Below are 25,640 nucleotides of genomic sequence, written 5' to 3'. Positions count from 1 at the left end.
CAGAACTCTTTATTGTTTGTTGCTAAATTTCTCTGCAACAATCTTGGGAGTAATAAAAATCAGCAATTCAGTTTTGTCATTCGTGCGACCAGTGGTTTTAAACAAATTGCCAAACAATGGAAGGTCGCCAAAGAACGGTACTTTTGTCACACTATCGCGCTCAGTTTGCTGGAATATACCACCCAGAACAACTGTGCCGCCATTTTCAACCAGGACGATGGTTTTTACTTCTTTGGTATCGATCGCAAAGCCGGCCCTGGTTTCCTGACCGACGCTGTCTTTATGCACGTCAACATCCAGGATCACATTACCATCCGGAGTAATTTGCGGCGTCACTTCCAGTCGCAAAGTTGCCTTACGGAAGAAGATCGAGGTTGCACCACTTGAAGTAGCAACTTGATAAGGCAATTCCGTACCTTGCTCTATCGACGCTTTCAACTGGTCAGCCGTCACAACGCGTGGGCTAGACACTATTTTACCCTTGCCATCTGCTTCCAATGCTGACAATTCCAGATTCAGGAAACGGTTGGCAGCAGAAGAGAACAGACTGACTGCCAGACTACCTGCATTCAAACCATTAATACCCGCTGCAGGCAAACTCACAAACTGCGTATTTGGAACAAAACTTTGATCAGTAACTTTTGCTTGCAAAGTCTGCTCGCCGACACCAAGATAATTACCTGTCAGGGCGACCCTTTGATTTCCTGCCAGCTGGTAACCAGTATTACCGCCAGCCAAACCACGCAAGTCAGCAAACCCTAGTTTGGCACCGAGATTTTTACTGAACTTATCATCGGCTTCAACAATACGTGCTTCTATCAATACCTGCCTTGAAGCGATATCGGTTTTGGCAATCAGTTTGCGAACCTCTTCTAGCTTGGAAGAAATATCAGTGACAAACAATTGATTCGTACGCGGCTCAATGACAGCACTGCCGCGCTTGGAAAGTATGCGATTAGTGCTAGCACCATCTACACCAAATACTTGCTTGAAAGCCTCAACTTTTTGGTAATTGAGCTGGAAGGATTCTGTTTTCAGCGGTTCCAGATCAGCGATCTGTGCTTTTTGCTCAAGTTCAAGTTTTTCTTTGGTCAACAACTCTTCTTTTGGCGCTATCCAGATGACAGAACCATTTTTGCGCATATCCAGTCCCTTGGACTGCATGATGATATCGAGTGCCTGATCCCATGGCACATCTTTCAAGCGCAAAGTAATCGTGCCGTTGACAGTATCACTGGCAATAATATTGAGACTGCTGACTTCAGCAATAATCTGCAAAATGGCGCGAATTTCAATATTCTGGAAGTTGAAGGACAGGCGTTCGCCACGATACCCCTGTGTGCCCTGTGTCAGCTTGTTCGGATCTTCCTTGATAGGTTTGACCTCAACCACAAACTGAGTATCACTCTGATAAGCACTATGTTCCCACAAACCAGTAGGCTCAATGACCATACGGACATTTTCACCATTTGGCGTAGTAGTGATCAGTTGCACAGGAGAACCATAGTCAGCTACGTCAAGACGACGGCGCAACGATTCTGGCAAGCTGACTTTGAGGAAATCGACAACAATTTTTTGTCCTTGCTGGCGAATATCAACTGCAACCTGATCCAGTGGCAAATCGATGACGACACGGCCTTCACCTGCAGCGCCACGACGGAAATCAATATCACGCAAAGCACGTTTTACTGCCGTCGCTGGCTGTACATTGACTGGTAAGCCTTGAGAATTGACTGCCGTTGCAACACCGCCAGAAGCATCAATCGTGACAATCAGAGAATTACCATCAATTGCTGTTGCATAGTTGAGTGACTTGTTCAGATTGAAAATCAGGCGGGAACGACCAGTTGCCTCAATCAGGTTAATCCCCCTCAAATCGCCCATGTTCATCTCGAACGAGGTTTTACCAGTGTTATTGCTGACATCTGCAAAATCAATAGCTACCCTGGCAGGATTGGCAATGGCAAAGCCCAAAGGAAGTTTTTCCAAAGGCTTCTTCAAAGTCACCTTGACGATAATGTTCGCCCCTTGCTGGTTGGCAGTTAACGACTCTATCGAATTCGTCTGGGCGAAAGCCGCACTGCAAAAACCAAGCAATGCAAATAAAATAAATTTAACCAATTTGGCGCCCCTTATACTTGTATTTATCAACGCATTCATTTCTTTGCCTCCTGCAACTCTAACTTGGATTGCCGCTCAGTCCAATCACCTGCTGCATCCTGAACCGTTTCCTTGATTTCGATATCATTCTCCGAAATTTTTGTGATCAGTCCGAAATTCTGCCCTAAATAAGACCCCAGCTTAACTTGATACACCGTTTTATCCACTTGCACGAGGGCATACACCATCTTGTTTTTTTCGATTGTGCCCACCATCTTCAAGCTATCCATAGGGAAAGATTCGAGCGCCTCCCGTGGTCTGTCCATATTGGGTTTGAGACCATTGCTTGATTCAGCCTTCAGGCGTGCAAGCACCACGAGTAATTTGGCAGGGTTAAAGGGCTCGATACTTTCTTTGCCACCGTATGCAAATGGCACGTAAACTTTCGGAGGGCTAAGCTTGGGGATAACCGCTTTTGCCTGCTTTTGCTCAGTATCCATCCAGGTACGCAGCTCTGTTTCCTGACTGTCCCCGCAAGCGGATAAGGAGAGCACCAGAAACAAACAGAGCGTCGATTTAATGACGATGTTCTTCATTTTTTAGGCTCCTTCTTCTTCTTCTCAGCCTGATCCAGAACTTCGTCCCTATTCAAGTAGCGGAATGTTTTCGCTGTGACATCAAGTATCAAAACACCATCCGGAGTACGGGTGATATTCAGATTGTTCAAGGTAACAATCCTTGGCAATTTTGCAACATCAGCTACAAACTGCCCAAGATCGTGATAATTGCCCTGAATCTTGATGGCAATCGGCAATTCTGCATAATAATCTTTTACAGCTGGCAACCCTGGTACAAAGGAATCAAAAGCCAATCCACGCCCCTGACCGGCCTGGTTAATGTCAGCCAGCAAAGCCGCCATTTCTGCCTGGCTAGGCAATTGCTTCTCCATGGTGGCAACATATTGTTGTACCAACTTGCGTTGTTCTTTCAGGGCATCCAGATTGATCGCTTGTTGCAGTTTTTGTTTGTACTCACCTCTGAGCTTGACCTCTTCAGCCTGACCAGTTTCTATGGCCGTCATCTGGCCATCCCATTGGAAATACCAGCCCAATGCAACTACAACAATCAAGACACCCATTGCAGACGCAATGCGTGGCGCAATTGGCCACAGGCCAGGGTGCAGTCCATTCAAGCCTTGAAACTGGGCACTTACCGACTGGCCAATTTCATTCAGATTAATCGCCATTTACAATCTTCCGTTGCATTGCATAAATAATCACACACTAAGGTTTTTTACCAGCATCGGCGGCTGACGAAGCAGGCGCTGGTGCTGCAGGAGCAGACCCAGGTGTAGCAGCTGCCAGCGAGGCGGCAGCTTGCGAAGCAGCTTCCTCTCGCTCACGCGGACGCTTGATACCTGCATTCACCTTAAATTCAAATACTTTTTTCGCATCCCTGCCCTGGCCCAAACCTGTAGAGTGAATGTCATTCAATTCTGGCTTGAACATCCAATCCGATTTATTACCCAGATTGCGGATAAATTCAGCAACCCTGTCTTGTGATTGTGCGTAACCGGCCAAAGTAACTTTCTGACCATCCTGATTCAGTTGCTTGAGGTAAACGCCTTCGGGTGTCAATTTGACCAATTCATCCAGCAAATACACAGGCTGATTCCTATCCCCCTGCAAATCCTCAACAGCTTGCTGACGGGCTTTCAAGCCATCAATTTCCTGCCTCAAAGTAGCGATTTCTTTAATGCGCTCATCAAGTTTGGCGTTTTCTTTCTTGATAAATTCATTTTTTTCAGTCTGGATTGCCAGCTCATGTCCAAAGTAGGCACTGACAACCACCACAACCAAAGCACCTGCTATCGCAGCCAACAGCAGCAGGCCATAAAAGTCACTTTTTAGCTGTTTGCGCTTTTCTTCCCTGTGCGGCAGGAGATTAATCTTGATCATCAGCCAAATCTCCGTAATGCCAGACCGCAGGCAACCATATACGCAGGCGCATCATTGCGCAAAGCTTTCTCGTTGACGCCTGAGCCCAGCTCCATTCCCTTAAAAGGGCTGACAACTGCAGTAGAAATTTTGGTACGCTCAGCAATGATGTCGACCAGGCCAGGTATTACTGCGCAACCGCCGGACAAGTAAATCTGATCCACCCGGGTGAAAGGCGTGGAGGTGAAAAAGAATTGAATGGCGCGGGTCACTTCCAGTGCAGCGCTTTCCAGGAATGGTTCCAGCAATTCCATTTCATAGGTATCTGGCAGGTCACCATTTTTCTTTTTCTGCTCAGCTTCCTCTATGGAAAGACCATAATTTCTGACAATATCCTGGGTCAGCTGGGCACCACCAAACTGCTGCTCACGCTCATAAATGACTTCGCCATTGAGCATGATAAAGATATAAGTACGCTTGGAACCTATCTGGAATATCGCGTAAATCTGATCCTTGCCAGCATTTGCTTGCTGATCAACCAGACGTGACACGGCAGCACGCGCGGCATAGGATTCAATATCCATGACTTTGGCTTGCAAGCCCGCTGCCTGTATGATGGCTACGCGATCTTCAATTTTTTCTTTTCTAGACGCAGCAAGCATCACTTCTATATCTTCTTCCGCATTGGCCGCCGGCCCCAGCACACAGAAATCCAGGCTTACCTCATCCATGGAGAAAGGAATGTACTGACTGGCTTCGGACTCAACCTGCACTTCTAGTGCCTGCTCGGTCAAGGTCCCGGCGAGTATAATTTTTTTTGTAATGACGGCAGATGCCGGCATTGCCATTGCTACGTTTTTGGCTGAGGTCCCGCTTTTCTTGACGAGTTTGCGGACCGCCTCAGTCACTTGTTCAATATTCTCGATATTGCCATCCAGCACCGCACCCTTGGGCAGTGGTTCAGAGGCATAACGCTCAAGTCGATAGGACTTGTTGCTTCCTTCCGAAAGTTCAACAAGCTTGATATCGAGAGAACTGATATCCAGACCAAATAGTGGCGGATTTTTTCTGCCGAGCAACGAAGCCAGATCTAAAGCCAAGAATATCCCCTCACGATTACATCATCATTTCAATTTACACAAAATTACATGTGCGAAACATTATATTGCCAAAAGTAAATTGCCTTTAAAAACCGCTATTTACAAGACAATTATCCAAGCTTACATGAAATCCTAGCAATAAGACTGGCATTGGTAAAGCAATTTCCGCGCAGCACTACCCTTATCCGTTGCCAAATATCCACGTACATTTCGAATATTCTGAAAATTTGCTTACAAATCCACTTATCTACTGACAGTCTAATGCTCATGGAAGGCGGCTATAATGTCTGCTGCCTTATTTACAATTAGCCCCTATGTCAGATCAAAACCAAGAACCCGACAATCAAACTGAGCCACAAAAGCGCACTGCTGGAAAGCTTTTCGCCCGCATTGTACTCGGAACTACGGGTGTTTTATTCGGATTAGTTGTAGCAGGAGTATTAATTATTGGTTTTGCACTTACAATGGCTTATCCAAATCTGCCAGAACTGGACTCGATCACCAGTTACAAACCCAAAATGCCACTGCGGGTTTTCTCGGCTGACAATATGTTGATCGCCGAATTTGGCGAAGAGCGACGCAATGTCGTGCGCTTCAAGGATATTCCGGAGATCATGAAAAAAGCCGTGCTGGCGATTGAGGATGACCGATTTTATGAGCATGGCGGTGTTGATTACCAGGGCATTACCCGGGCTGCGGTACACAATCTGACTGGTGGCGCCAAGCAGGGTGCATCAACTATTACCCAACAGGTCGCCAGGAATTTCTTCCTGTCCAGTGAGCAAACCTTCAAGCGCAAGATTTATGAAATCCTGCTGGCCTGGAAGATAGAACAAAACCTTACCAAGGACCAGATCCTTGAAATCTATATGAACCAGATTTATCTGGGACAGCGCGCCTATGGTTTTTCTTCTGCTGCCCAAATCTATTTTGGCAAGGAGTTGAAAGACGTCACCATCGCAGAAGCAGCCATGCTGGCTGGCTTGCCAAAAGCGCCGTCAGCCTACAACCCTGTCGCCAATCCCAAGCGCGCCACCGTCAGGCAACAATATATATTGCAAAGGATGCGCAACCTTGGTTACATCACTGAAGCGCAATACGAACAAGCCAAGAATGAAGAACTGATCACCAAAACCAATAGCAATGAATTTGGCATTCATGCCGAATATGTTGCAGAAATGGCGCGTCAACTGGTGTACGAGCAATTCAAGGAAGAAACCTATACCCGCGGTCTGAATGTTTACACAACAATTACCAAGGCTGACCAGGACACTGCTTACCTGGCATTACGTCGTGGCGTCATGGATTATGAAAAACGCCATGGTTATCGCGGACCAGAAGCTATCATTACCATTCCAGAAGGCAAGGAAGCTGCCGAAGACGCGATAGAAAAAGAACTGGCCGAACATACAGACAGCGACGACTTGCAGGTAGCCATGGTGCTGGAAGCAACACCCAAGCTGGTCAGGGCGGTCTTGTCGTCGGGCGAAGAAATCCGTATCGAAGACACTGGCCTGACGTTTGCTGCCAGTGGCTTGTCCCCCAAGACGCCAGCGAACAAGCGCCTCCAGCGTGGTGCCGTGATACGCGTAGTACTGGAAGGCAAAAGCTGGAGTATTACCCAAATGCCAGAAGTACAATCCGCTTTTGTCGCCGCCAATACTACCGATGGAGCAATTCGCGCCCTGGTCGGTGGTTTTGACTACAACCTGAATAAATTTAATCACGTCACCCAGGCCTGGCGTCAGCCTGGTTCCAGCTTCAAGCCCTTCATCTATTCAGCATCGCTGGAAAAGGGTTTGTCGCCATCCACCATCATCAATGATGAACCTATCAGTTTTGATGCTGGCCAGACTGGTGGCCAGGCGTGGGAACCCAAGAATTATGACGGTAAATATGAGGGGCCAATGACCATGCGCCGTGGCCTGACCAAGTCCAAGAACATGATTTCTATCCGCATCCTGCACAAGATAGGCGCGAAATACGGCCAGGAATACACCAGCCGCTTTGGCTTCCTGCCGGAGAAAAACCCGCCTTACCTTACCCTGGCTCTGGGTGCAGGTGCGGTCACTCCCTTGCAAATGGCTGGCGCCTATTCAGTGTTTGCGAATGGTGGCTACAAGGTCAATCCTTATCTGATCTCCAAAATCACTGACAGCAATGGGCAGTTGCTGGTACAGACCAAGCCTGACATGGCCGGTGATGAAGCCAATCGTGTCATCGATGAGCGCAATGCCTTCCTGATGGACAGCATGATGCGTGATGTCGTCAAGATGGGTACGGCAACCAAGGCGCTAATACTGAAACGCCCGGACATCGCAGGCAAGACCGGCACCACCAATGATTCCTTCGATGCCTGGTTTGCCGGTTATCAATCCAAAGTCGTGGGCATAGCCTGGATAGGTTTTGATCAGCCGAGAAACCTCGGCAACAAAGAAACCGGTGGTGGCCTGGCCTTGCCTATCTGGATCGGTTATATGCAAAAAATCCTGAAAGATTTCCCGATAGAAGAAAGGCCAGTACCTAAAGGCATTATTGCTGCCGATGGAGATTTTTATTATGCGGAAAATCCACCAGGATCAGGCGTCAGCAGTCTGGCACCACCAATAAGTATTATTGAAGAGTAATACTAAACTCAGCGACCTTGTTCTTGCGCCACGCGGGACAAGGTGGCAAACAATTCTGAGCCGTCGCGGGTATTGAGCCAATGCTGGCCATCATATTTATAATGGAAGCCACCACTGCGCGCCGCCACCCACATTTCCTGCATGGGTGCCTGGCTGTTGACGATGATCTTGGAGTTGGTATCGACAAATTCTACCGTCAATACATTGCCGCTACGACTGCACTCGACATCGTACTCATCGTTTTCAAAGGCTTGCTCAAATAATTGCTCGACTTGCTGCAAGCAAGTATCTGCCAGCACCAGAAATTCAGATTCAGTCATGCTACACTCCAGCGTCTTTATATGTAAAAACGCCATTCTATACGGTGTTCAGGGAATACAAGATGCGCAAACTGATTAGCCTATTTTTCATCATGTCTTTATTGACTGCTTGCGGCCAGAAAGGTCCGCTGGTCATGCCAGCCAAACCTGCACCTGCTGCCAGCACCAGCACACCAAATCAACCCTGAGTATTTTCTTCTTCAGGGCGCAATGCAATAGCACCAGCCTGCGCCGGATGACAGCCCTGCACCCCACGATAAATGGCAGCAATACTGGCCATATCCTGTTCACGTTCACCAGTCAGATTGATGTAATCGACCAACGATACCTCTCGTTTGGCAAAATCAAACCAGGCGCAACCTAGCGGTACTTTTGCTGTAGTCGCAATATGATAAAAACCGCTGCGCCAATAGGGCTTATGGCTACGTGTACCCTCAGGCGTAATCGCCATCCAGTACCAGTCTGACCGGTTGATTTTTTCTGCAAGACGGGCAATCGCCCCAGTCGAGACACCACGCTCTACTGGCTCGCCCCCAAGATAACGCACCAGACGGCCTATGGTGGCACCAGTCAGGCCTTCAAATAACGAAGATTTGGCGATGAAATGAAAAGGCATGCCTATTGCCAGCTTGGCTAGTACGCCAACCACGAAATCCCAGTTCGAAGTATGCGGGTAGACGATGATCACGCCACGCGGCCCAGGCAACGGGCGATAACGTACACGCCAGCCTATCAGTTTCAGGATACTTATCGCGACACGTTGGGTACGTGTCGCCAGGGCCTTCTTTTCCAGTAAATAGTCTTCCATGTTTTACGCTGTGAGCGGGTCTGTGCCCGTATTCTTCAAAATCGCGATTATGCCGTGAAGAAATATGCGCTGTAAAACAAGATCAATGTGCGCCCGCAACATGAAAAGCAGGCAGGTCAGGAGGGAAACTCAAACCCCTGTAACGACTACCGGGTCGCGCCCAAACCAGCGCCACCACAGTCGCAACATGAGCAAACCTGCAACGACGAGGCCAAACAATACCGGCTGGGAAAAATCATGCTTGCCTGCCTTCATCCAGAAGTAATGCAGCACACCCAGTGGCGCGATCAGGTAGATCAATTTATGCAGCCACTGCCAGCGTTTGCCGCCCAGGCGCTTGATCATGCCATTGGTACTGGTCGCAGCCAGCGGGATCAGCAAGACAAAAGCAATAAAGCCAACAGTGATAAAGGGGCGCTTGATGACATCTTTCCACATTTCTGCCACATCAAAGAAATGATCAAACCAGAGAAAGGTCATGAAATGCAGGAAGGCATAAAAGAAAGCATACAAGCCCAGCATGCGGCGGCAACGGATAAGCCAGGGCATGTGCAAAAGCTTGCGCAATGGTGTCACTGCCAAAGTGATGCACAGGAAATACAGGGTCCAGTCGCCGGTATTGCGGGTGATGAACTCAACCGGATTAGCACCCAGCTTATCAAGAAACACAAAACTGACCAGCCTGATAAAAGGCAAGAGCGCCAGGATAAACAAGACTATCTTGAACCGGGAAACCTGCTTATTGGTGAGCAACATGGAGGCGTCTATCCTAGAAAAACTTTTTCAAGTCCATGCCAGAATACAGCGATGCCACTTCGCTATACCCATTGAACATCAGTGTCTTGCGCTTGCGGGCAAACAGACCATCTTCACCGATACGGCGCTCGGTTGCCTGTGACCAGCGCGGGTGATCAACGTCCGGGTTCACATTCGAGTAAAAACCATATTCGCTGGGTGCTGCAATATTCCATGCCGTACGCGGCTGGTCTTTGACGAAACGGATTTTGACGATGGATTTGGCTGACTTGAAACCATATTTCCAGGGCAAGACCATGCGTACTGGCGCGCCATTCTGGTTGGGCAAGACTTCGCCATACATGCCAAAAGTCAGCAAGGCCAGTGGATGATTGGCTTCATCCATACGCAAGCCTTCGACGTAAGGCCATTCCAGCACAGGGCTCCGTAAGCCCGGCATTTGTTTTTTGTCTTCAAGCGTGACGAACTCAATATACTTGGCATTACCTGTGGGTTCAACTTTTTTGATTAGGTTGGAGAGCGAGTAACCTGTCCATGGAATCACCATGGACCAGCCTTCAACACAACGCAATCTATAAATACGCTCTTCCAGCGGTGCCAGTTTCATCAGGCTGTCCAGGTCCAGCGTCATCGGTTTTTTGACTTCGCCCTCTATGCTGACAGTCCAGGGACGTGGCTTGAGCGTGTGAGCAGTTACTGCCGGATCGGCCTTGTCGGTACCGAACTCATAGAAATTATTGTAGGTCGTCGCGTCTTTGTAGGCAGTCTTCTTTTCCACCAGGGCATAGGCAGAATTCAGATTGGCAGCCAGCTTTTGTGCACCAGGGTTCTGGGCAAAAGCGGCGCGGTCGGCCATTTCAAACAGGGCTGTGCCAGCGATGGAGCCCAACGCCATCTTGCGGATGAAATCACGACGCGCCTCAAACACGGCACGTGGTGTGATTTCAGAAGAGTAAGGCAGGTCTATGCCATTGGGACTACGTTTGATCAGCATGGTGGACTCCGTGATTGAGACTGGCGAAACAGCAATTTGACCTTGCCATCGCGCCCTAGTTTCTCATGAGTCGCAGAATTCTGCTGATCCTTACAAATTTAAAATAAAACTTACAGCGTGCCGTAAGAATGCAGGCCAGACAGGAACATGTTCACGCCCAGGAAAGCAAAAGTGGTCACTAACAAACCCACCAGCGCCCACCAGGCCGCAACCTGTCCACGCAAGCCCTTCATGAGGCGCATGTGCAGCCAGGCAGCATAATTGAGCCAGACGATCAGCGCCCAGGTTTCTTTAGGGTCCCATGACCAGTAACCACCCCAGGCTTCGGCGGCCCACAAAGCCCCCAAGATGGTGGCGATGGTGAAAAAGGCAAAACCAACGGCAATTGCCTTGTACATGACATCGTCCAGCACTTCCAGTGCGGGCAAGCGGTCAACCAGGTAGCCTTTGGATTTGAGCAGGTAGGCAACAGACACCATGGCCGCCAATGCAAAAGTCCCATAACCGATGAAATTAGCCGGTACATGAATCTTCATCCACCAGCTTTGCAGTGCAGGTACCAGAGGCTGGATTTCTGCAGCATCGCGGCTGACGGTGTACCACAGCAAGAAACCAACAGCCGCTGAAATAATCAGCATGACAAATGGTCCCAACTGGCGGGTACGGTATTGCTGCTCATAATACAAATAGAACATGGCAGTAATCATCGAGAACAGGATGAAAACTTCATATAAATTTGATACCGGGATATGGCCAACGTCGGCACCGATCAAATAAGACTCATACCAGCGCACCAGCATGCCGGTAAAGCCCATGACCACGGCAGACCAGCACAAGACCGAACCGACCGACGCACCAAAGTCTGAACGGGCAATCAGGCCGCCCCAGTAAAACAGCGTGGACAGGAAAAACAGGGTGCTCATCCACAAGATGGCAGACTGGCTGGACAGCAGGTATTTCAGGAAGAATTTCTTGTTCGCCATATCCAGTGAACCACCATATAACTGTATGGCGAACAGACTCAGTATCGCCAGTATCACCAGCAGTGGGCGTACCGGTTTCCAGTACCAGCCCAGCCAGGCGAATGTGGGCGCTGCCAGCAGGACGATGGCTTTTTCATAGCCATCCATATACGCGCCAAAACGGCTGAAGGCAAACAGGGATGCCGTGCACAAGGCCACGGCATACAACCAGTCAGCGATACTTAATCGTTTAAAAAATCCCTGGTAGGGTGTGTAATTCTGTGTCACTTCCATCATATATCCCCAGATGCTTGGACCATCAGGCCCCATGCTTCGTAGTGTAGTCGATTACGCTGCATTTCGTGGCGTATCTGCTGATGCTGCCAGTGCTGGTTGTGTTTCCAGCCCAGGCTGCGTACTCAGTTGTCGCAAATGCATTTTCAATTGATCAAATTCTTTTTCAAAGTCCAGTGTCTTGCGCTGCGAACTCAGGGCCATCAGTGCATGTGCACCGGTGCCATCATCCTTGATCCAGACCCAGAGACGGCGCTCACGGATATAGAACATGGAAAACACACCCAGCACCAGGAACAAACAACCCAGATACACCACGTTCTTACCGGGCGAACGTGTCACTTGTAATACTGATGCCTTGACCTCGTCAAAGCCGGTGAGTTGCAAATACACAGGTGCGCCATAGAAAGAGGCGTCAGACAATGCACCTATCGCCAGTTGCAGGAAGCGGGCATGTTTTTCATCCAGTTCATAGACTGGCAAGCCTTCTTTTTCACGTGCCACCATCCACAGTTCCCACATGCTGCCATTCAAGACCTTGATAAAGCCTTCGGCAACTTTTTCTTGCTCTGCCTGTGGTACTTTTTCCAGCAGTTTGGAAATGGCTGGCAGGCCAGATAGCTTCTCGTCACCGGCAAAAGCATCCAGACTGATCTTGGCAGAAGTTGCCCACAAATCCGTTTTTTGCGCACCGCTGGTCTGATTTTTCTTGACGGCATGCTCGGCAAAGCGTGTTACCGCCAAGGCGCGCATTTCAGGGTTTTGCACTGCTGCACGCAAACGCATCCAGTCCTTGATACTGTCTTCATCATCGGCAGGGATGCGCAGATAGCGGAAGGCTTCACCTGGAGAATCGCGCGTGCCCGCCAGTATCATGTAGTCGCCATTGATCTGGACAGGCTGCATGTAGTTATGAAATTCCCTGGCCTGGCCGGTTTTATCACGCAATTTATATTGCAGGCTGGGGCCGACGTTCTTCAAATCTTTGTTATTGGCATTCTTGGCGGCAGAGCCCAGGTGCTTGTCCAAGTCAGCTGTGAGTTTTTCGTTCAGGCTCTGGTTAGGATTCACTGCCCTGACATCACTGCCATTGCGTGCCATGTTCTCGACGTTGAATGGCCGGAAGCCTGACCACTCTATCGTAAAGTCATTGCCTGTACCCGGCTTCAACGCCGTGCTACCACCCACCTCACCTGTCATGGCCAGGGTACTGACATCAGGACCCAGCATGGGGTAAGCCTTGATCTGCAGGCGGCTGCCGCCATCTTCAAAACTTGACTGATAAACAGCAATGCCTTTGTAAATCAGGGGCTCATTGACCTTGATGGTAGAGGCAAAGGACTTGCCGGTTTCATGGTCAGTAACTTCCACATCACTGGCAAACAGCTTGGGCATGCCAGTGGAATAAAAGTCGATGGTAAATTTTTTCAGTTTGATGGTGAATGGCAGGTCTTGCACCAGCACGCCCGTGGCTTGCGGCAGGATGGCAGTGCTGCTGCTGGCCCCTTCAGGGATCATGGTGTTGCCACGGAAGGTGGGATTCGACAGCGACAAGCGGTGCTGTTCTGGTATTTTGGCAATGACACCACTACCTTCAAACGGCACCTTACCCATGAACCATTGCTGGAAGCGGATAGGTAATTCAGAGTCCAGCAAACCACCTATGCAGATGATGACAATCGCACTATGGGCAAATATATAACCCCATTTATTTGCCGCGCCTTGCTTGGCAGCAATCAGGGTAGCCCCTTCTTTTTCAACGAGCTTGAAGCGATAACCAACGCGCGCCAGGTGAGCCAGGATTTGCTCTGTAACTTTAGTCCGGCTGTTGCCACTATACCATTCGGAACGGTGATGGAAATTGCGCAGTGATTGTTCACGCACATTATCGCGCCAGCTGCGCATGTCTTTCAGCATCTTGGGTGCATTGCGTATCACGCACAAGGATGTTGAAGTGACCAAAAAAGCCATGATGAGCAAGAACCACCAGGCAGAATACACGGCATACAAGCTGAGCCTGCTGTAAATCTCGAACCAGAAGGGGCCGAATTGATTGACATAGTTAGGCATAGGCTCATTTTGCTTAAGCACCGTACCGATAACTGAGGCAATCGCAATCAGCGTCAATAAACTGATGGCAAAACGCATGGAAGACAGCAATTCCACCGCGTCCGCCACCCAGGCACGCCGGGTTTGCAGTTGTATGCCGCCAGTATCCGCAGGCTGATCGCCTTCTATCTTGTTTTCCATACTCTCTGTTTACTTATTACTGATGAGGTTTGCACATCATGAATGAGGCTGATGCTAGAGGAAACGTCTTCACCAGAAGGTGGATTACATCAACATCCGAGCGCAACGAATAGTACACGCTTCACTAAAATCTGGCTGAAACGTACTCAGCTGGTTTGCACCGACATCCATCATGAAAAAAGGGGATGGCTATCGCCACCCCCTCCTCAATTACTTAATCTTAATCAGGACTTACGCAAACTTGTCCCAGCAAGGCGCAGCGACGAAGACAGTACTTTAGTACGACTAGGAGCTGCAACGTAGCTGGGGCGGATTGCGTGAGTACTGTTATTTCAAGCCTGCGACATAGTCTGCAACAGCTTTAATTTCATCTTCAGACATCTTCTTGGCGATAGTCATCATCTGTGCACTGTTTTGACGGGCACCTGCAATTTTTGCGCCATCCTTGCGGGAGCCGTTCTGGAAGCCAGTCAGCTGGGCAATGGTGTAGTCCTGATGTTGACCAGCAATACGCGGGAATTGTGCAGGTATACCAGCACCGTTCGGGCTATGACAGCCAGCGCAGGCTGGAACATTTTTCTCAGCGATACCACCGCGATAGATTTGCTTGCCCAGTTCAACGATATCTTTGTTTTTTGCAGTGCCTGGTTTGGATTTTTGCGTCGACAGATAAGCAGAAACGTTTTTTATATCATCTGCAGTCATGGCCTTGGCAAAGGTGGTCATGATGGCATTTTTGCGTGTATCACCAGTGAAATCTGTTAATTGCTTGACCAGATAAGCTTCATGCTGGGCAGACAATTTAGGATTGGCAGCGATGGTCGAATTACCGGCAGCGCCATGGCAGGATGCGCAGGCAGTGATACCTCGTGCTGCATCGCCATTGGTATACAGTGCTTCGCCCTTGGCTGGATCAGCTTTGGCTGGTTTGGCTACTTCATTAGCGTAGACCGACGAGGCAAAAGAAGATACCGCCAGGACTGCGACGCTGATGGACTTAGTAAACGATAAAAAAGCACGGTTCATTCAAACACCCTGAGACTAAATAATGGAAATCTGCCCTATTGGCGACACATTGCAGCGAGTTGACACGTAAAAAGGCACTTTTTGGCAACAAAATACGTTCAAAACTGGTCTGTGGACATGGTTTTAATCGCTGCCCAAGACCTAACCCCTTATTGTACAATAGCTTTCGGGCGTTTTTACTGCCTTATGTTGCATTTTTCCATTATTCCTTTCCTCTATGTCTATCCTCTGGCAAGCCCGCTTCTTCACTACGGTGAATCATCTGCGCGATCTCCCGCGCACCCACGTGCCCGAAATTGCTTTCGCTGGCCGTTCCAACGCTGGCAAATCGACCGCAATCAATACCCTGTGCAATCAGAAAAAACTCTGTTTCGCCTCAAAAACACCGGGCCGCACACAACATATTAATTATTTCTCGATTGGTGGTGCCCATGTGGGCCAGCATCGCAAAGATGAAACCAGGGTCGATGAAATTCGCGCCCTGCTAGTAGATTTGCCAGGTTATGGCTATGCCGAAGTACCGGGCGCCGCCAAACAACACTGGAACCAGTTACTCGGTGCCTATGTACAAAGACGCACGCAACTGGCAGCCTTGGTCTTGATCATGGATGCCCGCCGCCCGTTTACCGACCTGGACATACAGATGCTGGAATGGTTTGCACCAACTGGGCGACCTATCCATTGTATTTTGACCAAAGCCGATAAACTTAATCGCAGTGAATGTACCGATGCTTTGCGCAAAGCCAAGGCAGTACTCGACAGTTATGTGGATGATGAAGGGCCGCTCTTCCCTTTCAGCCTGCAATTGTTTTCTGCACTGAAACGCATAGGCATAGAAGAAGCCGATGCAGTAGTGCAACGCCTGGTTGGACTGGACCGCGACCCTATCGTTGATACTGCCGATGCTGACGCTGAAGTAAGCGCATCGGAAGCACCCGCAGAAGCCCAGACAAACAAACCGGCTGACGCAGAATAAAAAAACCCCGGCAAAGAGTCTTTTTGCCGGGGTAATAACACCGTTACGAATAGGGACGCACGGTGCCCGCTCAGGGAGGAGAAGCGGTAGGCGTGGAGTAGATCCAACCTATGCATTAAGATGTTGCAACTTAAAAAAAGTTTCATTAACCTGCATAAAATTCTTTTCATTTGATTTTCATCTGATTATGTCATTCATAAAACCATCTCATCCCTCAGCACATTTCCCTGCAATACGTATGCGCCGCATGCGTAAAGATGCATTTTCGCGCGCATTGATGCGTGAAAACATGGTCACTGCTGCTGACCTGATTTACCCCGTTTTTGTCATTGACGGCGTCAATCAAAGTGAAAAAGTTTCATCCATGCCTGGCGTGGAAAGAGTAACGATAGATTTGCTCATGGGCGTGGCCGAAGATTGCGTCGCCCTGGGCATACCGGTGCTAGCGCTATTCCCCGCCATTAACCCGCATTTGAAAACGCCGGATGGCATAGAAGCGACCAATCCCAAAGGTCTTATCCCGCGCGCAGTACGTGAACTGAAAAGCCGTTTCCCTGAACTGGGTGTGTTGACTGATGTGGCGCTCGACCCCTATACCAGCCACGGTCAGGATGGTTTGCTCAATGCGGACGGTTATGTACTCAATGATGAGACAACCGCCATGCTGGTACGCCAGGCACTGGTGCAGGCTGAAGCCGGTGTCGATATCGTCGCCCCCAGCGATATGATGGATGGCCGTATAGGCGCAATCCGCCATGCGCTTGAAGCCAACAATTTCATCCACACCCGCATCATGGCTTACTCGGCCAAATATGCTTCGGCCTTTTACGGTCCGTTCCGTGAAGCAGTAGGTTCTGCTGCCAATCTGGGCAAGAGTGATAAAGCCAGTTACCAGATGGACCCGGCCAACAGTGATGAAGCCTTGCGCGAAGTTGCACTTGATCTGGCCGAAGGTGCCGACATGGTCATGGTAAAACCTGGCATGCCTTACCTGGACATCGTGCGCAGGGTCAAGGATGAATTCAAGGTGCCGACCTTTGCTTATCAGGTCAGTGGTGAATATGCGATGATCAAGGCAGCAGCACAAAATGGCTGGCTTGATCATAACAAGACCATGATGGAATCCATGCTGGCATTCAAGCGCGCCGGTGCCGATGGCGTTTTGACTTATTTCGCCCGCGATGTTGCGCGCCTGCTGAAACACACTGGCTGATCGCCGTGTCTGCGATGTTGCGCTCTGTCTTCATCTTCATTTTTGCTGCACTGGCAATTGCTGGTGCAGAATGGGGGAAAGAGATAAGCAGTGCGCAATATCTGCACTATATTTTCAAACCGCTGACGACACTCAGCATCTTCTTTTTTGCCTGGCGCAGCAAGCCTGTCATCAGCCTTGCCTATCGAAAAAGAATACTGGCAGGCATAGTCTGTTCGCTGATTGGTGACATCTTTTTGATGTTACCTGGCACAGTATTTCGCCACGGATTTTTATGTGGCCTGTTAAGTTTTTTACTGGCTCACATCTGCTTTTTACGAGCCCTGATCAGTGATAGCCGCTTTGCCGGAAAACCTCTGGCTTTTACTGGGATTGCTGCACTTGGCATCGTCAACCTGGTGATACTGTGGCCGGGCTTGCCAACGGCTTTACAGATCCCTGTTGTTGCCTATGTCTGCCTTTTGCTTTGCATGACGGCACAAGCCATCAGCCGCGGTCTGCAGTTGCGCAGCATATCTGGTCACCTGGCCTTGATTGGCGGCCTGTGTTTCATGCTATCTGACACACTGCTCGCCTACAACCGTTTTTACGCGCCTATTACACATTCTCCTTTACTCATCCTCAGCAGCTATTATCTGGCGCTGTGGCTGATTGCAGCTTCGGTCACGTCATCCCATATTGAATAGGGCCAGGATCATGCATGAAAAAATCATCACCTTTGCCAGCCCGGTTTTTTTCATTCTGATCGCCCTAGAATTTATCGTGGCACGCAAGCGCCAGCGTCATTTGTACCGCATCAATGATTCGCTCAACAGTCTCTCCCTGGGTGTGATGAGCCAGATCATAGGAGCATTTTCCAAATTGTTTTCGATAGGCATGTATGCGCTGGTGCTCAAGCATCTTTCGCTGTTCAGCCTGCCATCAGACAGTGTGTGGGTATGGATAGCAGCCCTGCTGCTCTACGATTTTTTATACTACTGGCTGCACAGGATGGGACACCAGACCAATCTGTTATGGGCGGCCCATGTGGTACATCACCAGAGTGAGCAATACAATCTGAGTACAGCATTGCGGCAAACCAGCACCGGGCCATTATTTGGCTGGATATTTTATTTGCCGATGGCGCTGATAGGTTTTCCACTGGATGTGTTTATTGCGGTTGCCCTCATCGATTTACTTTACCAGTTCTGGGTGCATACCGAGCAGATAGGCAAGCTGGGTTGGTTTGACCGCGTGTTTGTATCACCATCGAATCACCGCGTCCATCATGCTGTCAATGATATGTATCTGGACAAGAACTTTGGAGGCATCCTCATCATCTGGGACAGATTGTTTGGCACTTTCATAGAAGAACGCGATCACGTCGCCATCGTCTACGGCACGCGCAAACCACTGCGCAGCTGGAACCCTTTATGGGCCAATCTCGAAGTGTATGAGCAAGTCTGGCGCGATGCCTGGCAAACAAAAAACTGGCTAGATAAATTGCAGATCTGGTTACGCCCGCCGGGCTGGCGTCCTGGCGATGTGATGGCGCAATCTGCGCCTGCAGCATTCGATTTGCACAGACCTGTTTATGACCCCGTCATGAGCAAGGCCACGACCTGGTATTGCATAATGCAGTTCATCTTGTTGCTGCAAGCGGCGACACATTTCCTGATCATCTATAAAACCATCAGCGCCTTGAATGCGACCATCTACCTTAGCTGGCTCGTGATGGGCCTGTGGTGCATAGGCGGTCTGATGGAAAGGGGCCGTATTTATCTGTTGCCTGAGACTGTGCGTATACTGTGCGTCCTGATCATGAATTTATTGACTGCCAGCTGGTTTTATTCCTTTGCTTTGTCTACACCAGTACAGGCATTATTGTCTGCCACTTGCCTGATTTCGCTGGGCGGACTCTGGCTTATTTTTTATCAACAAAAAGCGCATGGACATCTTCCACATTAACGATACGCAGACCCTGCAAAATCCTGAGCAACCAGAAACCCTGCTCAAAGCAGGAGGTTTTTTATGGCTGGATGCCAGTCATGATGAAGTCGCTGCAGACCCGATTGCCTGGCGTAATCGGGTTGAGGCCATCACAGGTACACAGATTTATGAATTGCATCTCAAGGATGTCAGCAATCTTTCACACCCGTCTTATTTTGATGCGACCGAAGAATATGAAATGGTGGTATTTCGCAAGCTGACATTGACAGAAGCAAATAGCGACAACAAGAATGGTGTGAAGCGCAAGATACCGGCTGCATTGAATAAACTGGCGACCACACCAGTGTCTTTTTTGCTCATGCAAAATGTCTTGATCACAGTGCGCCCGGCACAGAGCCGCACGGTAGAGCTGGCACGCCAGCGCCTGCTGGATTATAAATCGCGGGCAGAGAATAATACCCACGGCAGCCGCCTGCCAGCGTCACCGGAAGAGCTGATGCTGCGCTTGCTCAATTCCATGGTTGATCAATACCTGGAATTGCGCCAGCCTCTGACCCAGCAACTCGATCGCTGGCAACATGCCCTGCTGGACCCGCGCCGTCCCTTCAATAACTGGCTGGCCTTGCTCGATTCACGCGTGGAATTACGCAAGCTTGACAACCTGTGTGAAGAACAGCGCGATGCCATGCAGGAATTGCGCGACCATATCGTCGATACCCATGATGGCAATAGCCGCGCCAAGGATTTGCTGCTGGTGCGCACCAACGACGTGATGGAACATATCAGCCGTGTATTGAACCATGCGCGTCGTCTCGAAGCCTCGCTGGAATCGGCAGTGCAAATCCACTTTGCGGCAATGGCACACAGGACCAGTGAAATCATGCGCACCCTGACCGTTATCACCGCCCTGTTCATGCCACTGACATTAATCACAGGCATCTTTGGTATGAACTTTGAAGTCATGCCCCTGCTCAAGCATGCATCTGGCTTCTGGTACACCATGGGCGGCATGGGTGTCATCGTCGTGCTCTTGCTGATTTACTTCCGCAGCCAGCGCTATTTGCAAGACCAGGCCAGCCGCAGGATAGAGTAAGTCGCAAAATTTTTTCAAGTTCAGAACACACAATTAAATTTAGATACCAATGCAAGAACACACTTTTCTCTGGCATGACTATGAAACCTTTGGCGCTGTCGCCCGTCGCGACAGACCTGCGCAATTTGCCGCCATACGCACAGATGCCGAGCTCAATGAAATCGGCAAACCAGTCATGCTGTACTGCCGGCCCGCCAATGATTTCTTGCCAGATCCACAGTCTTGCCTGATCACCCATATCACGCCACAAACCTGCCTTGAGCGCGGCATACCTGAGCATGAATTTGCAGCAAAGATAGAACAGGAACTGGGCAAGACTGGCACCATAGGCGTGGGCTATAACACCATACGCTTTGATGATGAAATTACCCGTTTTATGTTCTGGCGCAACCTCATCGACCCGTATGCGCGTGAATGGCAAAACAATTGCGGCCGCTGGGACATCATGGACATGGTGCGCACCTGTTATGCGTTGCGCCCTGAGGGCATCAACTGGCCAAAGAATGATGAAGGCAAGCCCAGCTTTCGCCTTGAGCACCTGACCAAGGCCAATGGTATTGCGCATGAGGCAGCGCACGATGCGCTGTCAGACGTACGTGCCACGATAGCCCTGGCCCGCCTGATACGTGAGCGTCAGCCCAAGCTGTTCGACTTTTGCTTTGCCCTGCACAAGAAAGACAAGGTTGCGGCGGAAATCGATATGCCGGTGCTGAATAAAGCTTTTTTGCATGTATCTGGCATGTTCCCGGTTGAGCGCGGTTGCCTGGCAGTCATGTGGCCGCTGGCCATGCATCCCAAGAACAAGAATGAAGTCATCGCCTGGGACCTGTCCCATGACCCGTCAGAGCTTGCAGGGCTGGATGCTGAGACCATACAGCTACGCATGTTCAGCAAGAGCGATGCCTTGCCTGAAGGCGTGCAACGCCTGCCAGTGAAAAGCATACACATCAACAAATCCCCCATCGTCATAGGTAATCTGAAAACCTTGTCAGCCCCCATGGCTGAACGCTGGAAAATAGATATGCATCTGGCGCAAGAACACATTATCAAAGCCGCTTCCCTGCCCGCCTCTGCCAAGGCGATCTGGGAAGAAGTGTATGCCCGCCCTGAAGCAGCAGCCAGCGATGTCGATGAAGACTTGTACGGCGGTTTTGTCGGTGCCGGTGACCGTCGCCTCTTGAATGATTTGCGCCGTATGAATGGCACGCAACTCGCCAAGGCCAGCACCAGCTTCCAGGACCCGCGTTTGGCTGAATTACTGTTCCGCTACCGTGCCCGCAATTTCCATGAAAGCCTGAGCATGGAAGAGCAGGAAAACTGGGAAGAACACCGCGCCGCACGTTTGCTTGATGGGGCAGGCAATGCCAGGACTGTGGATATGTATTTCAATGAAATAGATACTTTGTCAGAAACAGCAGATGAAGCGGCAGAAGAGATTTTGGGTGCTTTGTATGACTATGCTGAAATGATCGTGCCGTCGCGATAAGCTTCATTTTTTTCGCTGAAAAACAAAAGCCACGAATCATTCGTGGCTTTTGTTTTCAGTAACCTGATATCGACTTACTTGTTAGGCTGTGGTGTAACTCGCAGGTACGGACGCGCAGCAGTATAGCCTTTAGGATATTTTTGCTTGATCACATCTTCATCCTTGACTGACAAGGGGATGATCACGTCATCACCATCACGCCAGTTGCCTGGTGTGGCAACTGTATAACCATCAGTCAATTGCAGGGCATCGATGACGCGCAAGACTTCGTCAAAATTGCGGCCTGTGGTCAGCGGGTAAGTGATGATGAGGCGGACTTTTTTGTTCGGATCGATGACGAACAATGAACGCACAGTCACAGTCTCGGACTGGTTGGGGTGGATCATGTCATACAGTGCGGCAACTTTTTTGTCTGCATCAGCAACGATAGGGAAACCGACGACGGTTTTTTGTGTGTCTTCAATATCCTTGATCCATTGCAGATGGGATTCTGCACCATCAACTGACAAGGCGATTGCTTTTACATTGCGCTTGTCAAACTCTGGCTTGAGCTTTGCAGTCAGGCCCAGTTCTGTCGTGCAGACAGGTGTGAAGTCAGCTGGATGAGAAAACAAAACCACCCAGGAATTGCCTGCCCATTCATGAAATTTCAAAGGACCGATAGAAGAATCTTGCTCGAAATCAGGGGCGATATCGCCTAAACGCAAAGTCATTTTTTTCTCCAAAAAGAAACGAGAACTCGAATATAGCCTCTCTACCCTGCTTACTCAAGGATAGATTAGTTGCATGCTTATACATTCTTCGAATATGCCTTATTTTCCTTCTGCACGATTCAATGATTGCAGGAACTTATCTGCATTCTGATAACCGATCACCCGCTGCCCCTGGATTTCTTTACCCTGAGCGTCAAAGAAGATAATGCCTGGCGGGCCAAACAGACCAAAGCGTTTCAGCAAGGCTTTGTCGTCAGCGTTATTAGCCGTGACGTCGACTTGCAGCAGGAGCATATTGTCCAGCCGGGCTTTGACCTTGGTTTCAGGGAAAGTCAATTTTTCCATTTCTTTACAGGAGACACACCAGTCAGCATAAAAATCCAGCATGACCGTCTTGCCTTTGGATTGCGCCACGGCAGCATCGAGTTCGGCGATGCTACGCACACGGGTGAATTTCACATGTTCCGTACTGCCGCCGTACAAGTGGGCAACAGGAGAAAATACATCGCGGCCACCTGTGATAACACCTACCAGTTGTACAGCACCCAGGAGGAAGAATATGACAGACACTCCCTTGGCAAACATACCGCTACGCTGGAAGAATAATTGATAGCTGGCATAGGCGATCAGCAAGATGGCCCAGCCCAGCATTTGTGACCAGACAGGTATCACTGGACTGATCATCCACAAGGCCATGGCCAGCATCAAAACACCAAAGAAGCGCTTGATGCTTTCCATCCACATGCCAGCACGTGGCAACAGGCTGCCAGCCGAGATACCTACCAGCAACAAAGGCACACTCATGCCCATCGCCATGGCAAACAGGGCAGAACCACCAACGACAACATCACGGGTCTGGCTGATATATACCAAAGCACCCGCCAATGGTGCAGCCACGCAAGGGCCGACGATCAGTGCTGAAATGGCACCCATGACAAACACGCCAAGCAACTTACCATTACGTTGACCTTCTGAAGCCACCGTCAACTTGGTTTGCAAGGCGGCGGGCACTTGCAATTGATAGACATTGAACATGGACAGCGACAGTATCACCATCAGCAAAGCGAATGCACCCAGTACCCAGGGATTTTGCAAAGTCGCCGACAGACCTTCACCAACCAGGCCAGCAGCAATACCAAGTGCGGTGTACACCAGCGCCATACCCAGGGCATAACACAAGGACAGAAGGAAGCCACGGCTACGCTTGATGCCCGTACCTTCGCCCACGATGATGAAGGACAGGATAGGCACCATAGGCAAAACGCAGGGAGTGAAAGACAAACCCAGACCAAGCAGCAGAAACAATGGCAGGATGAGAACCAGCCTGCCGCTCTTTAGCGCAGCACTGATGCTGCTGGTTTCTTCGTCACGGCTGGCCTCTGTGGCCTTTCCATTGGCTTCTGTACCAGCACTGGCAGCAGAGTTGGCGCTTACATTTGTTGCTGCCTGCGTACCTGCAGCGCTACTGCCGGCGATCTGCAATTTAACCGGAGTTTCCAGTGGTGGATAACACAAGCCACCGTCAGCACAGCCCTGGCGCCCTATCTTCAAGGTGAAATCTGCTGCAGCCTGCACTGGCACGCGCACCACCAGGGACTTACGGTAAGTCTCGACTTCTTTCTGAAAGGTTTCATCAAACTTGACCTTGCCTGCGGGCATGGCTATGTCACCGATTTTGGCATCGTCTGAGCTGAATTTAAAGCGTTCGCGGTAGAGGTAGTAGCCATCTGCTATCGTAAAAGTGACTTCGGCCATGCCTGGCTCCACCATTCTGGCAGATACTTTGAAAGCTTCTTCGGGATCAAGGAAGTCTTCTGCACCAGCGAAAGGGGTCAATAGCGACGCAAACAGTATGGCAAACACCAAGGCGCACAAACGCCATAGCTGCGATATACGGAGATTCTGTAGCCTTACTGGCATGTGTGCAGAAAACAGCGGAGTTGAGGCATTCATGGCGTTTCGGTTTCTTTTCTCACCCAGTCCAGATAAGCCGGTAATCCGGCTACCAGAGGGATGGCTATTATTTCGGGTAGATCATAGGGGTGCTGGCTCAATATCAGTGCTTCCAGCCTGGCGTAACATGTTTGCCGGGTCTTGATCATCAATTGCACTTCAGTGTCAGCCTGTTGCTCACCATCCCAGTTGTAGATGGACAATATATCAGCAGAAATGTTCACGCAGGCAGCCAATTTTTCGGCAACGATCAGACTGGCCAGCTTTTTGGCCATTTCGCGGCCTGGCAGATTAGTCAGTACCAGGATCAGATTGTCATTATCCATCGCTATCCCATATTCGCCGGCAATGTCATTGAGCTTGATAAAACCTGCATGATGATTGGTCGGGCGTACAACAAGCGCATTACTGCATACTGCAAGATAAATGTCCGGCAGTAAATTGCCTGAGTGCTTCCTTCAGTGTGCAGATAAGCATAAGCTCTATCATATCCAAAGCGCACGCTCATAAGCAAAAAGCCGTTCAGTTTACACTGAACGGCTTTTTTAAGTTTCAAGCAGTCTGGGCATGACGCCCAAATATGCTAATTACTCAGCAACTGGTGCATCAGCTGCATCTACGCCTTCTGGACGGTCCAGCAGTTCAACGTATGCCATAGGAGCATTGTCGCCGACGCGGAAACCCATTTTCAGGATGCGCAGGTAGCCGCCGTTACGATTTGCGTAACGTGGGCCCAGTTCAGCAAACAGCTTGACTACCATTTCGCGGTCGCGCAAACGGGAGAAAGCCAGACGCTTGTTAGCCAGTGTGTCTGTTTTACCCAAAGTCAGAATCGGCTCGATAACGCGGCGCAGTTCTTTGGCTTTTGGCAAAGTTGTTTTGATGGCTTCGTGACGCAACAGGGATACTGTCATGTTGCGCAGCATTGCCAGACGGTGGGAAGAAGTACGATTCAGCTTACGTAAGCCGTGACGATGACGCATGGTATTTCCTTTCAGATTTAAATGCCAGCTCTTCTATCGATAAGCGGACTTATCGCGGGCCGGTAATTATTTTTACTACGGTTAAAAAACGGGCAGGCTGCCTCAGCCGACCCGTCATAC

24 protein-coding genes are annotated in these 25,640 nt (G+C 49.8%); 8 read left to right on the top strand and 16 right to left on the bottom strand.

Annotated features, from left to right (window positions below; translation table 11 throughout):
• Positions 1 to 9: 9 nt before the first annotated feature.
• Genes AC3WQT_RS17005 through AC3WQT_RS16985 form a run of 5 tightly spaced genes read right to left on the bottom strand, consistent with a single transcriptional unit; the run spans position 10 to position 5,137 of the window.
• Positions 10 to 2,160 carry a type IV pilus secretin PilQ gene (locus AC3WQT_RS17005; protein WP_492705380.1) on the bottom strand — a complete coding sequence of 717 codons (2,151 nt, stop codon included), beginning with the start codon at positions 2,158 to 2,160 and terminating at the stop codon, positions 10 to 12.
• Complete coding sequence (locus AC3WQT_RS17000; protein ID WP_492705378.1) at positions 2,157 to 2,696, bottom strand: pilus assembly protein PilP; 540 nt, start codon at positions 2,694 to 2,696, stop codon at positions 2,157 to 2,159. Before AC3WQT_RS17000 ends, AC3WQT_RS17005 begins: the two co-directional genes overlap by 4 nt.
• Positions 2,693 to 3,346, bottom strand: coding sequence for a type IV pilus inner membrane component PilO (locus AC3WQT_RS16995; RefSeq protein ID WP_492705377.1), 654 nt, complete (start codon positions 3,344 to 3,346; stop codon positions 2,693 to 2,695). The genes AC3WQT_RS17000 and AC3WQT_RS16995 overlap by 4 nt, the downstream gene beginning before the upstream one ends.
• A gap of 37 nt (positions 3,347 to 3,383) precedes the next feature.
• Complete coding sequence (locus tag AC3WQT_RS16990) at positions 3,384 to 4,058, bottom strand: PilN domain-containing protein (protein ID WP_492705375.1); 675 nt, start codon at positions 4,056 to 4,058, stop codon at positions 3,384 to 3,386.
• On the bottom strand, positions 4,058 to 5,137 hold the full coding sequence (locus tag AC3WQT_RS16985) for a pilus assembly protein PilM (RefSeq protein WP_423031919.1): 1,080 nt from the start codon (positions 5,135 to 5,137) through the stop codon (positions 4,058 to 4,060). Before AC3WQT_RS16985 ends, AC3WQT_RS16990 begins: the two co-directional genes overlap by 1 nt.
• Before the next feature lie 314 nt (positions 5,138 to 5,451).
• On the opposite strand from AC3WQT_RS16985, the gene AC3WQT_RS16980 reads away from it, so the two are divergent.
• Positions 5,452 to 7,764, top strand: coding sequence for a penicillin-binding protein 1A (locus AC3WQT_RS16980; protein ID WP_492705373.1), 2,313 nt, complete (start codon positions 5,452 to 5,454; stop codon positions 7,762 to 7,764).
• Positions 7,765 to 7,772: 8 nt separating this feature from the next.
• On the opposite strand, the gene cyaY is transcribed toward AC3WQT_RS16980, so the two are convergent.
• On the bottom strand, positions 7,773 to 8,084 hold the full coding sequence (gene cyaY, locus AC3WQT_RS16975) for an iron donor protein CyaY (RefSeq protein ID WP_492705371.1): 312 nt from the start codon (positions 8,082 to 8,084) through the stop codon (positions 7,773 to 7,775).
• Between the two features lie 62 nt (positions 8,085 to 8,146).
• Here cyaY and lptM point away from each other — a divergent pair, with 62 nt between their 5' ends.
• Positions 8,147 to 8,272, top strand: coding sequence for an LPS translocon maturation chaperone LptM (lptM, locus tag AC3WQT_RS16970; RefSeq protein ID WP_492705369.1), 126 nt, complete (start codon positions 8,147 to 8,149; stop codon positions 8,270 to 8,272).
• Here the strand turns inward: lptM and AC3WQT_RS16965 are convergent.
• The 6 genes from AC3WQT_RS16965 to AC3WQT_RS16940 form a co-directional block, all read right to left on the bottom strand.
• On the bottom strand, positions 8,263 to 8,892 hold the full coding sequence (locus AC3WQT_RS16965; RefSeq protein WP_492705367.1) for a 1-acyl-sn-glycerol-3-phosphate acyltransferase: 630 nt from the start codon (positions 8,890 to 8,892) through the stop codon (positions 8,263 to 8,265). The two genes, lptM and AC3WQT_RS16965, sit on opposite strands and share 10 nt — an antisense overlap.
• A gap of 129 nt (positions 8,893 to 9,021) precedes the next feature.
• A complete protein-coding gene (msrQ, locus tag AC3WQT_RS16960; RefSeq protein ID WP_492705365.1) occupies positions 9,022 to 9,648 on the bottom strand; it encodes a protein-methionine-sulfoxide reductase heme-binding subunit MsrQ in 627 nt (208 codons plus the stop codon).
• Positions 9,649 to 9,661: 13 nt separating this feature from the next.
• The gene (gene msrP, locus AC3WQT_RS16955; protein WP_492705363.1) at positions 9,662 to 10,642 is read right to left on the bottom strand and encodes a protein-methionine-sulfoxide reductase catalytic subunit MsrP; all 981 of its coding nucleotides are present in this window, start codon (positions 10,640 to 10,642) and stop codon (positions 9,662 to 9,664) included.
• Positions 10,643 to 10,752: 110 nt separating this feature from the next.
• A complete protein-coding gene (ccsB, locus tag AC3WQT_RS16950) occupies positions 10,753 to 11,901 on the bottom strand; it encodes a c-type cytochrome biogenesis protein CcsB (RefSeq protein WP_492705361.1) in 1,149 nt (382 codons plus the stop codon).
• A gap of 51 nt (positions 11,902 to 11,952) precedes the next feature.
• On the bottom strand, positions 11,953 to 14,148 hold the full coding sequence (locus AC3WQT_RS16945) for a cytochrome c biogenesis protein ResB (RefSeq protein WP_492705360.1): 2,196 nt from the start codon (positions 14,146 to 14,148) through the stop codon (positions 11,953 to 11,955).
• A gap of 327 nt (positions 14,149 to 14,475) precedes the next feature.
• Positions 14,476 to 15,174: a c-type cytochrome gene (locus tag AC3WQT_RS16940; protein WP_492705358.1), complete on the bottom strand. Its 699-nt coding sequence runs from the start codon at positions 15,172 to 15,174 to the stop codon at positions 14,476 to 14,478.
• 217 nt (positions 15,175 to 15,391) lie between these two features.
• Between AC3WQT_RS16940 and yihA the strand changes: the two genes are divergently transcribed.
• The 6 genes from yihA to sbcB all read left to right on the top strand — a co-directional run bounded on the left by yihA (position 15,392) and on the right by sbcB (position 21,871).
• On the top strand, positions 15,392 to 16,150 hold the full coding sequence (gene yihA / locus AC3WQT_RS16935; RefSeq protein ID WP_492705357.1) for a ribosome biogenesis GTP-binding protein YihA/YsxC: 759 nt from the start codon (positions 15,392 to 15,394) through the stop codon (positions 16,148 to 16,150).
• Positions 16,151 to 16,337: 187 nt separating this feature from the next.
• Complete coding sequence (gene hemB / locus AC3WQT_RS16930; protein WP_492705355.1) at positions 16,338 to 17,363, top strand: porphobilinogen synthase; 1,026 nt, start codon at positions 16,338 to 16,340, stop codon at positions 17,361 to 17,363.
• Positions 17,364 to 17,377: 14 nt separating this feature from the next.
• A complete protein-coding gene (locus AC3WQT_RS16925) occupies positions 17,378 to 18,049 on the top strand; it encodes a lysoplasmalogenase (RefSeq protein WP_492705640.1) in 672 nt (223 codons plus the stop codon).
• Between the two features lie 10 nt (positions 18,050 to 18,059).
• Positions 18,060 to 19,310 (top strand): sterol desaturase family protein, encoded by a 1,251-nt coding sequence (locus AC3WQT_RS16920; RefSeq protein WP_492705353.1) that lies wholly within the window; start codon positions 18,060 to 18,062, stop codon positions 19,308 to 19,310.
• On the top strand, positions 19,291 to 20,385 hold the full coding sequence (locus AC3WQT_RS16915) for a magnesium transporter CorA family protein (protein WP_492705351.1): 1,095 nt from the start codon (positions 19,291 to 19,293) through the stop codon (positions 20,383 to 20,385). Before AC3WQT_RS16920 ends, AC3WQT_RS16915 begins: the two co-directional genes overlap by 20 nt.
• Positions 20,386 to 20,434: 49 nt before the next feature.
• On the top strand, positions 20,435 to 21,871 hold the full coding sequence (gene sbcB, locus AC3WQT_RS16910) for an exodeoxyribonuclease I (RefSeq protein ID WP_492705350.1): 1,437 nt from the start codon (positions 20,435 to 20,437) through the stop codon (positions 21,869 to 21,871).
• A gap of 74 nt (positions 21,872 to 21,945) precedes the next feature.
• Here the strand turns inward: sbcB and AC3WQT_RS16905 are convergent, their stop codons facing one another.
• From AC3WQT_RS16905 to rplQ, 4 genes are all read right to left on the bottom strand, one after another.
• Entirely contained in the window at positions 21,946 to 22,584 is a 639-nt protein-coding gene (locus tag AC3WQT_RS16905) for a peroxiredoxin (protein WP_492705348.1), read from the bottom strand.
• A 99-nt stretch (positions 22,585 to 22,683) separates the two neighbouring features.
• Entirely contained in the window at positions 22,684 to 24,537 is a 1,854-nt protein-coding gene (gene dsbD, locus AC3WQT_RS16900) for a protein-disulfide reductase DsbD (RefSeq protein WP_492705346.1), read from the bottom strand.
• On the bottom strand, positions 24,534 to 24,863 hold the full coding sequence (gene cutA, locus AC3WQT_RS16895) for a divalent-cation tolerance protein CutA (protein WP_492705344.1): 330 nt from the start codon (positions 24,861 to 24,863) through the stop codon (positions 24,534 to 24,536). Before cutA ends, dsbD begins: the two co-directional genes overlap by 4 nt.
• A gap of 261 nt (positions 24,864 to 25,124) precedes the next feature.
• Positions 25,125 to 25,520: a 50S ribosomal protein L17 gene (rplQ, locus tag AC3WQT_RS16890; RefSeq protein ID WP_110255935.1), complete on the bottom strand. Its 396-nt coding sequence runs from the start codon at positions 25,518 to 25,520 to the stop codon at positions 25,125 to 25,127.
• Positions 25,521 to 25,640: the final 120 nt, after the last annotated feature.

Source organism: Undibacterium sp. FW305-107 (genome assembly GCF_058788535.1).
Note: the sequence above shows the minus strand (reverse complement) of the source record. Positions and strands in the feature narration are given on the sequence as shown.

What these genes read in the sequence shown, in the direction of transcription:
- AC3WQT_RS17005 (WP_492705380.1), bottom strand. Translation starts at nt 2,160, where the DNA reads ATGAATGCGTTGATAAATACAAGTATAAGGGGCGCCAAATTGGTTAAA.
- AC3WQT_RS17000 (WP_492705378.1), bottom strand. Translation starts at nt 2,696, where the DNA reads ATGAAGAACATCGTCATTAAATCGACGCTCTGTTTGTTTCTGGTGCTC.
- AC3WQT_RS16995 (WP_492705377.1), bottom strand. Translation starts at nt 3,346, where the DNA reads ATGGCGATTAATCTGAATGAAATTGGCCAGTCGGTAAGTGCCCAGTTT.
- AC3WQT_RS16990 (WP_492705375.1), bottom strand. Translation starts at nt 4,058, where the DNA reads ATGATCAAGATTAATCTCCTGCCGCACAGGGAAGAAAAGCGCAAACAG.
- AC3WQT_RS16980 (WP_492705373.1), top strand. Translation starts at nt 5,452, where the DNA reads ATGTCAGATCAAAACCAAGAACCCGACAATCAAACTGAGCCACAAAAG.
- cyaY (WP_492705371.1), bottom strand. Translation starts at nt 8,084, where the DNA reads ATGACTGAATCTGAATTTCTGGTGCTGGCAGATACTTGCTTGCAGCAA.
- lptM (WP_492705369.1), top strand. Translation starts at nt 8,147, where the DNA reads ATGCGCAAACTGATTAGCCTATTTTTCATCATGTCTTTATTGACTGCT.
- AC3WQT_RS16965 (WP_492705367.1), bottom strand. Translation starts at nt 8,892, where the DNA reads ATGGAAGACTATTTACTGGAAAAGAAGGCCCTGGCGACACGTACCCAA.
- msrQ (WP_492705365.1), bottom strand. Translation starts at nt 9,648, where the DNA reads ATGTTGCTCACCAATAAGCAGGTTTCCCGGTTCAAGATAGTCTTGTTT.
- msrP (WP_492705363.1), bottom strand. Translation starts at nt 10,642, where the DNA reads ATGCTGATCAAACGTAGTCCCAATGGCATAGACCTGCCTTACTCTTCT.
- ccsB (WP_492705361.1), bottom strand. Translation starts at nt 11,901, where the DNA reads ATGATGGAAGTGACACAGAATTACACACCCTACCAGGGATTTTTTAAA.
- AC3WQT_RS16945 (WP_492705360.1), bottom strand. Translation starts at nt 14,148, where the DNA reads ATGGAAAACAAGATAGAAGGCGATCAGCCTGCGGATACTGGCGGCATA.
- AC3WQT_RS16940 (WP_492705358.1), bottom strand. Translation starts at nt 15,174, where the DNA reads ATGAACCGTGCTTTTTTATCGTTTACTAAGTCCATCAGCGTCGCAGTC.
- yihA (WP_492705357.1), top strand. Translation starts at nt 15,392, where the DNA reads ATGTCTATCCTCTGGCAAGCCCGCTTCTTCACTACGGTGAATCATCTG.
- hemB (WP_492705355.1), top strand. Translation starts at nt 16,338, where the DNA reads ATGTCATTCATAAAACCATCTCATCCCTCAGCACATTTCCCTGCAATA.
- AC3WQT_RS16925 (WP_492705640.1), top strand. Translation starts at nt 17,378, where the DNA reads ATGTTGCGCTCTGTCTTCATCTTCATTTTTGCTGCACTGGCAATTGCT.
- AC3WQT_RS16920 (WP_492705353.1), top strand. Translation starts at nt 18,060, where the DNA reads ATGCATGAAAAAATCATCACCTTTGCCAGCCCGGTTTTTTTCATTCTG.
- AC3WQT_RS16915 (WP_492705351.1), top strand. Translation starts at nt 19,291, where the DNA reads ATGGACATCTTCCACATTAACGATACGCAGACCCTGCAAAATCCTGAG.
- sbcB (WP_492705350.1), top strand. Translation starts at nt 20,435, where the DNA reads ATGCAAGAACACACTTTTCTCTGGCATGACTATGAAACCTTTGGCGCT.
- AC3WQT_RS16905 (WP_492705348.1), bottom strand. Translation starts at nt 22,584, where the DNA reads ATGACTTTGCGTTTAGGCGATATCGCCCCTGATTTCGAGCAAGATTCT.
- dsbD (WP_492705346.1), bottom strand. Translation starts at nt 24,537, where the DNA reads ATGAATGCCTCAACTCCGCTGTTTTCTGCACACATGCCAGTAAGGCTA.
- cutA (WP_492705344.1), bottom strand. Translation starts at nt 24,863, where the DNA reads ATGGATAATGACAATCTGATCCTGGTACTGACTAATCTGCCAGGCCGC.
- rplQ (WP_110255935.1), bottom strand. Translation starts at nt 25,520, where the DNA reads ATGCGTCATCGTCACGGCTTACGTAAGCTGAATCGTACTTCTTCCCAC.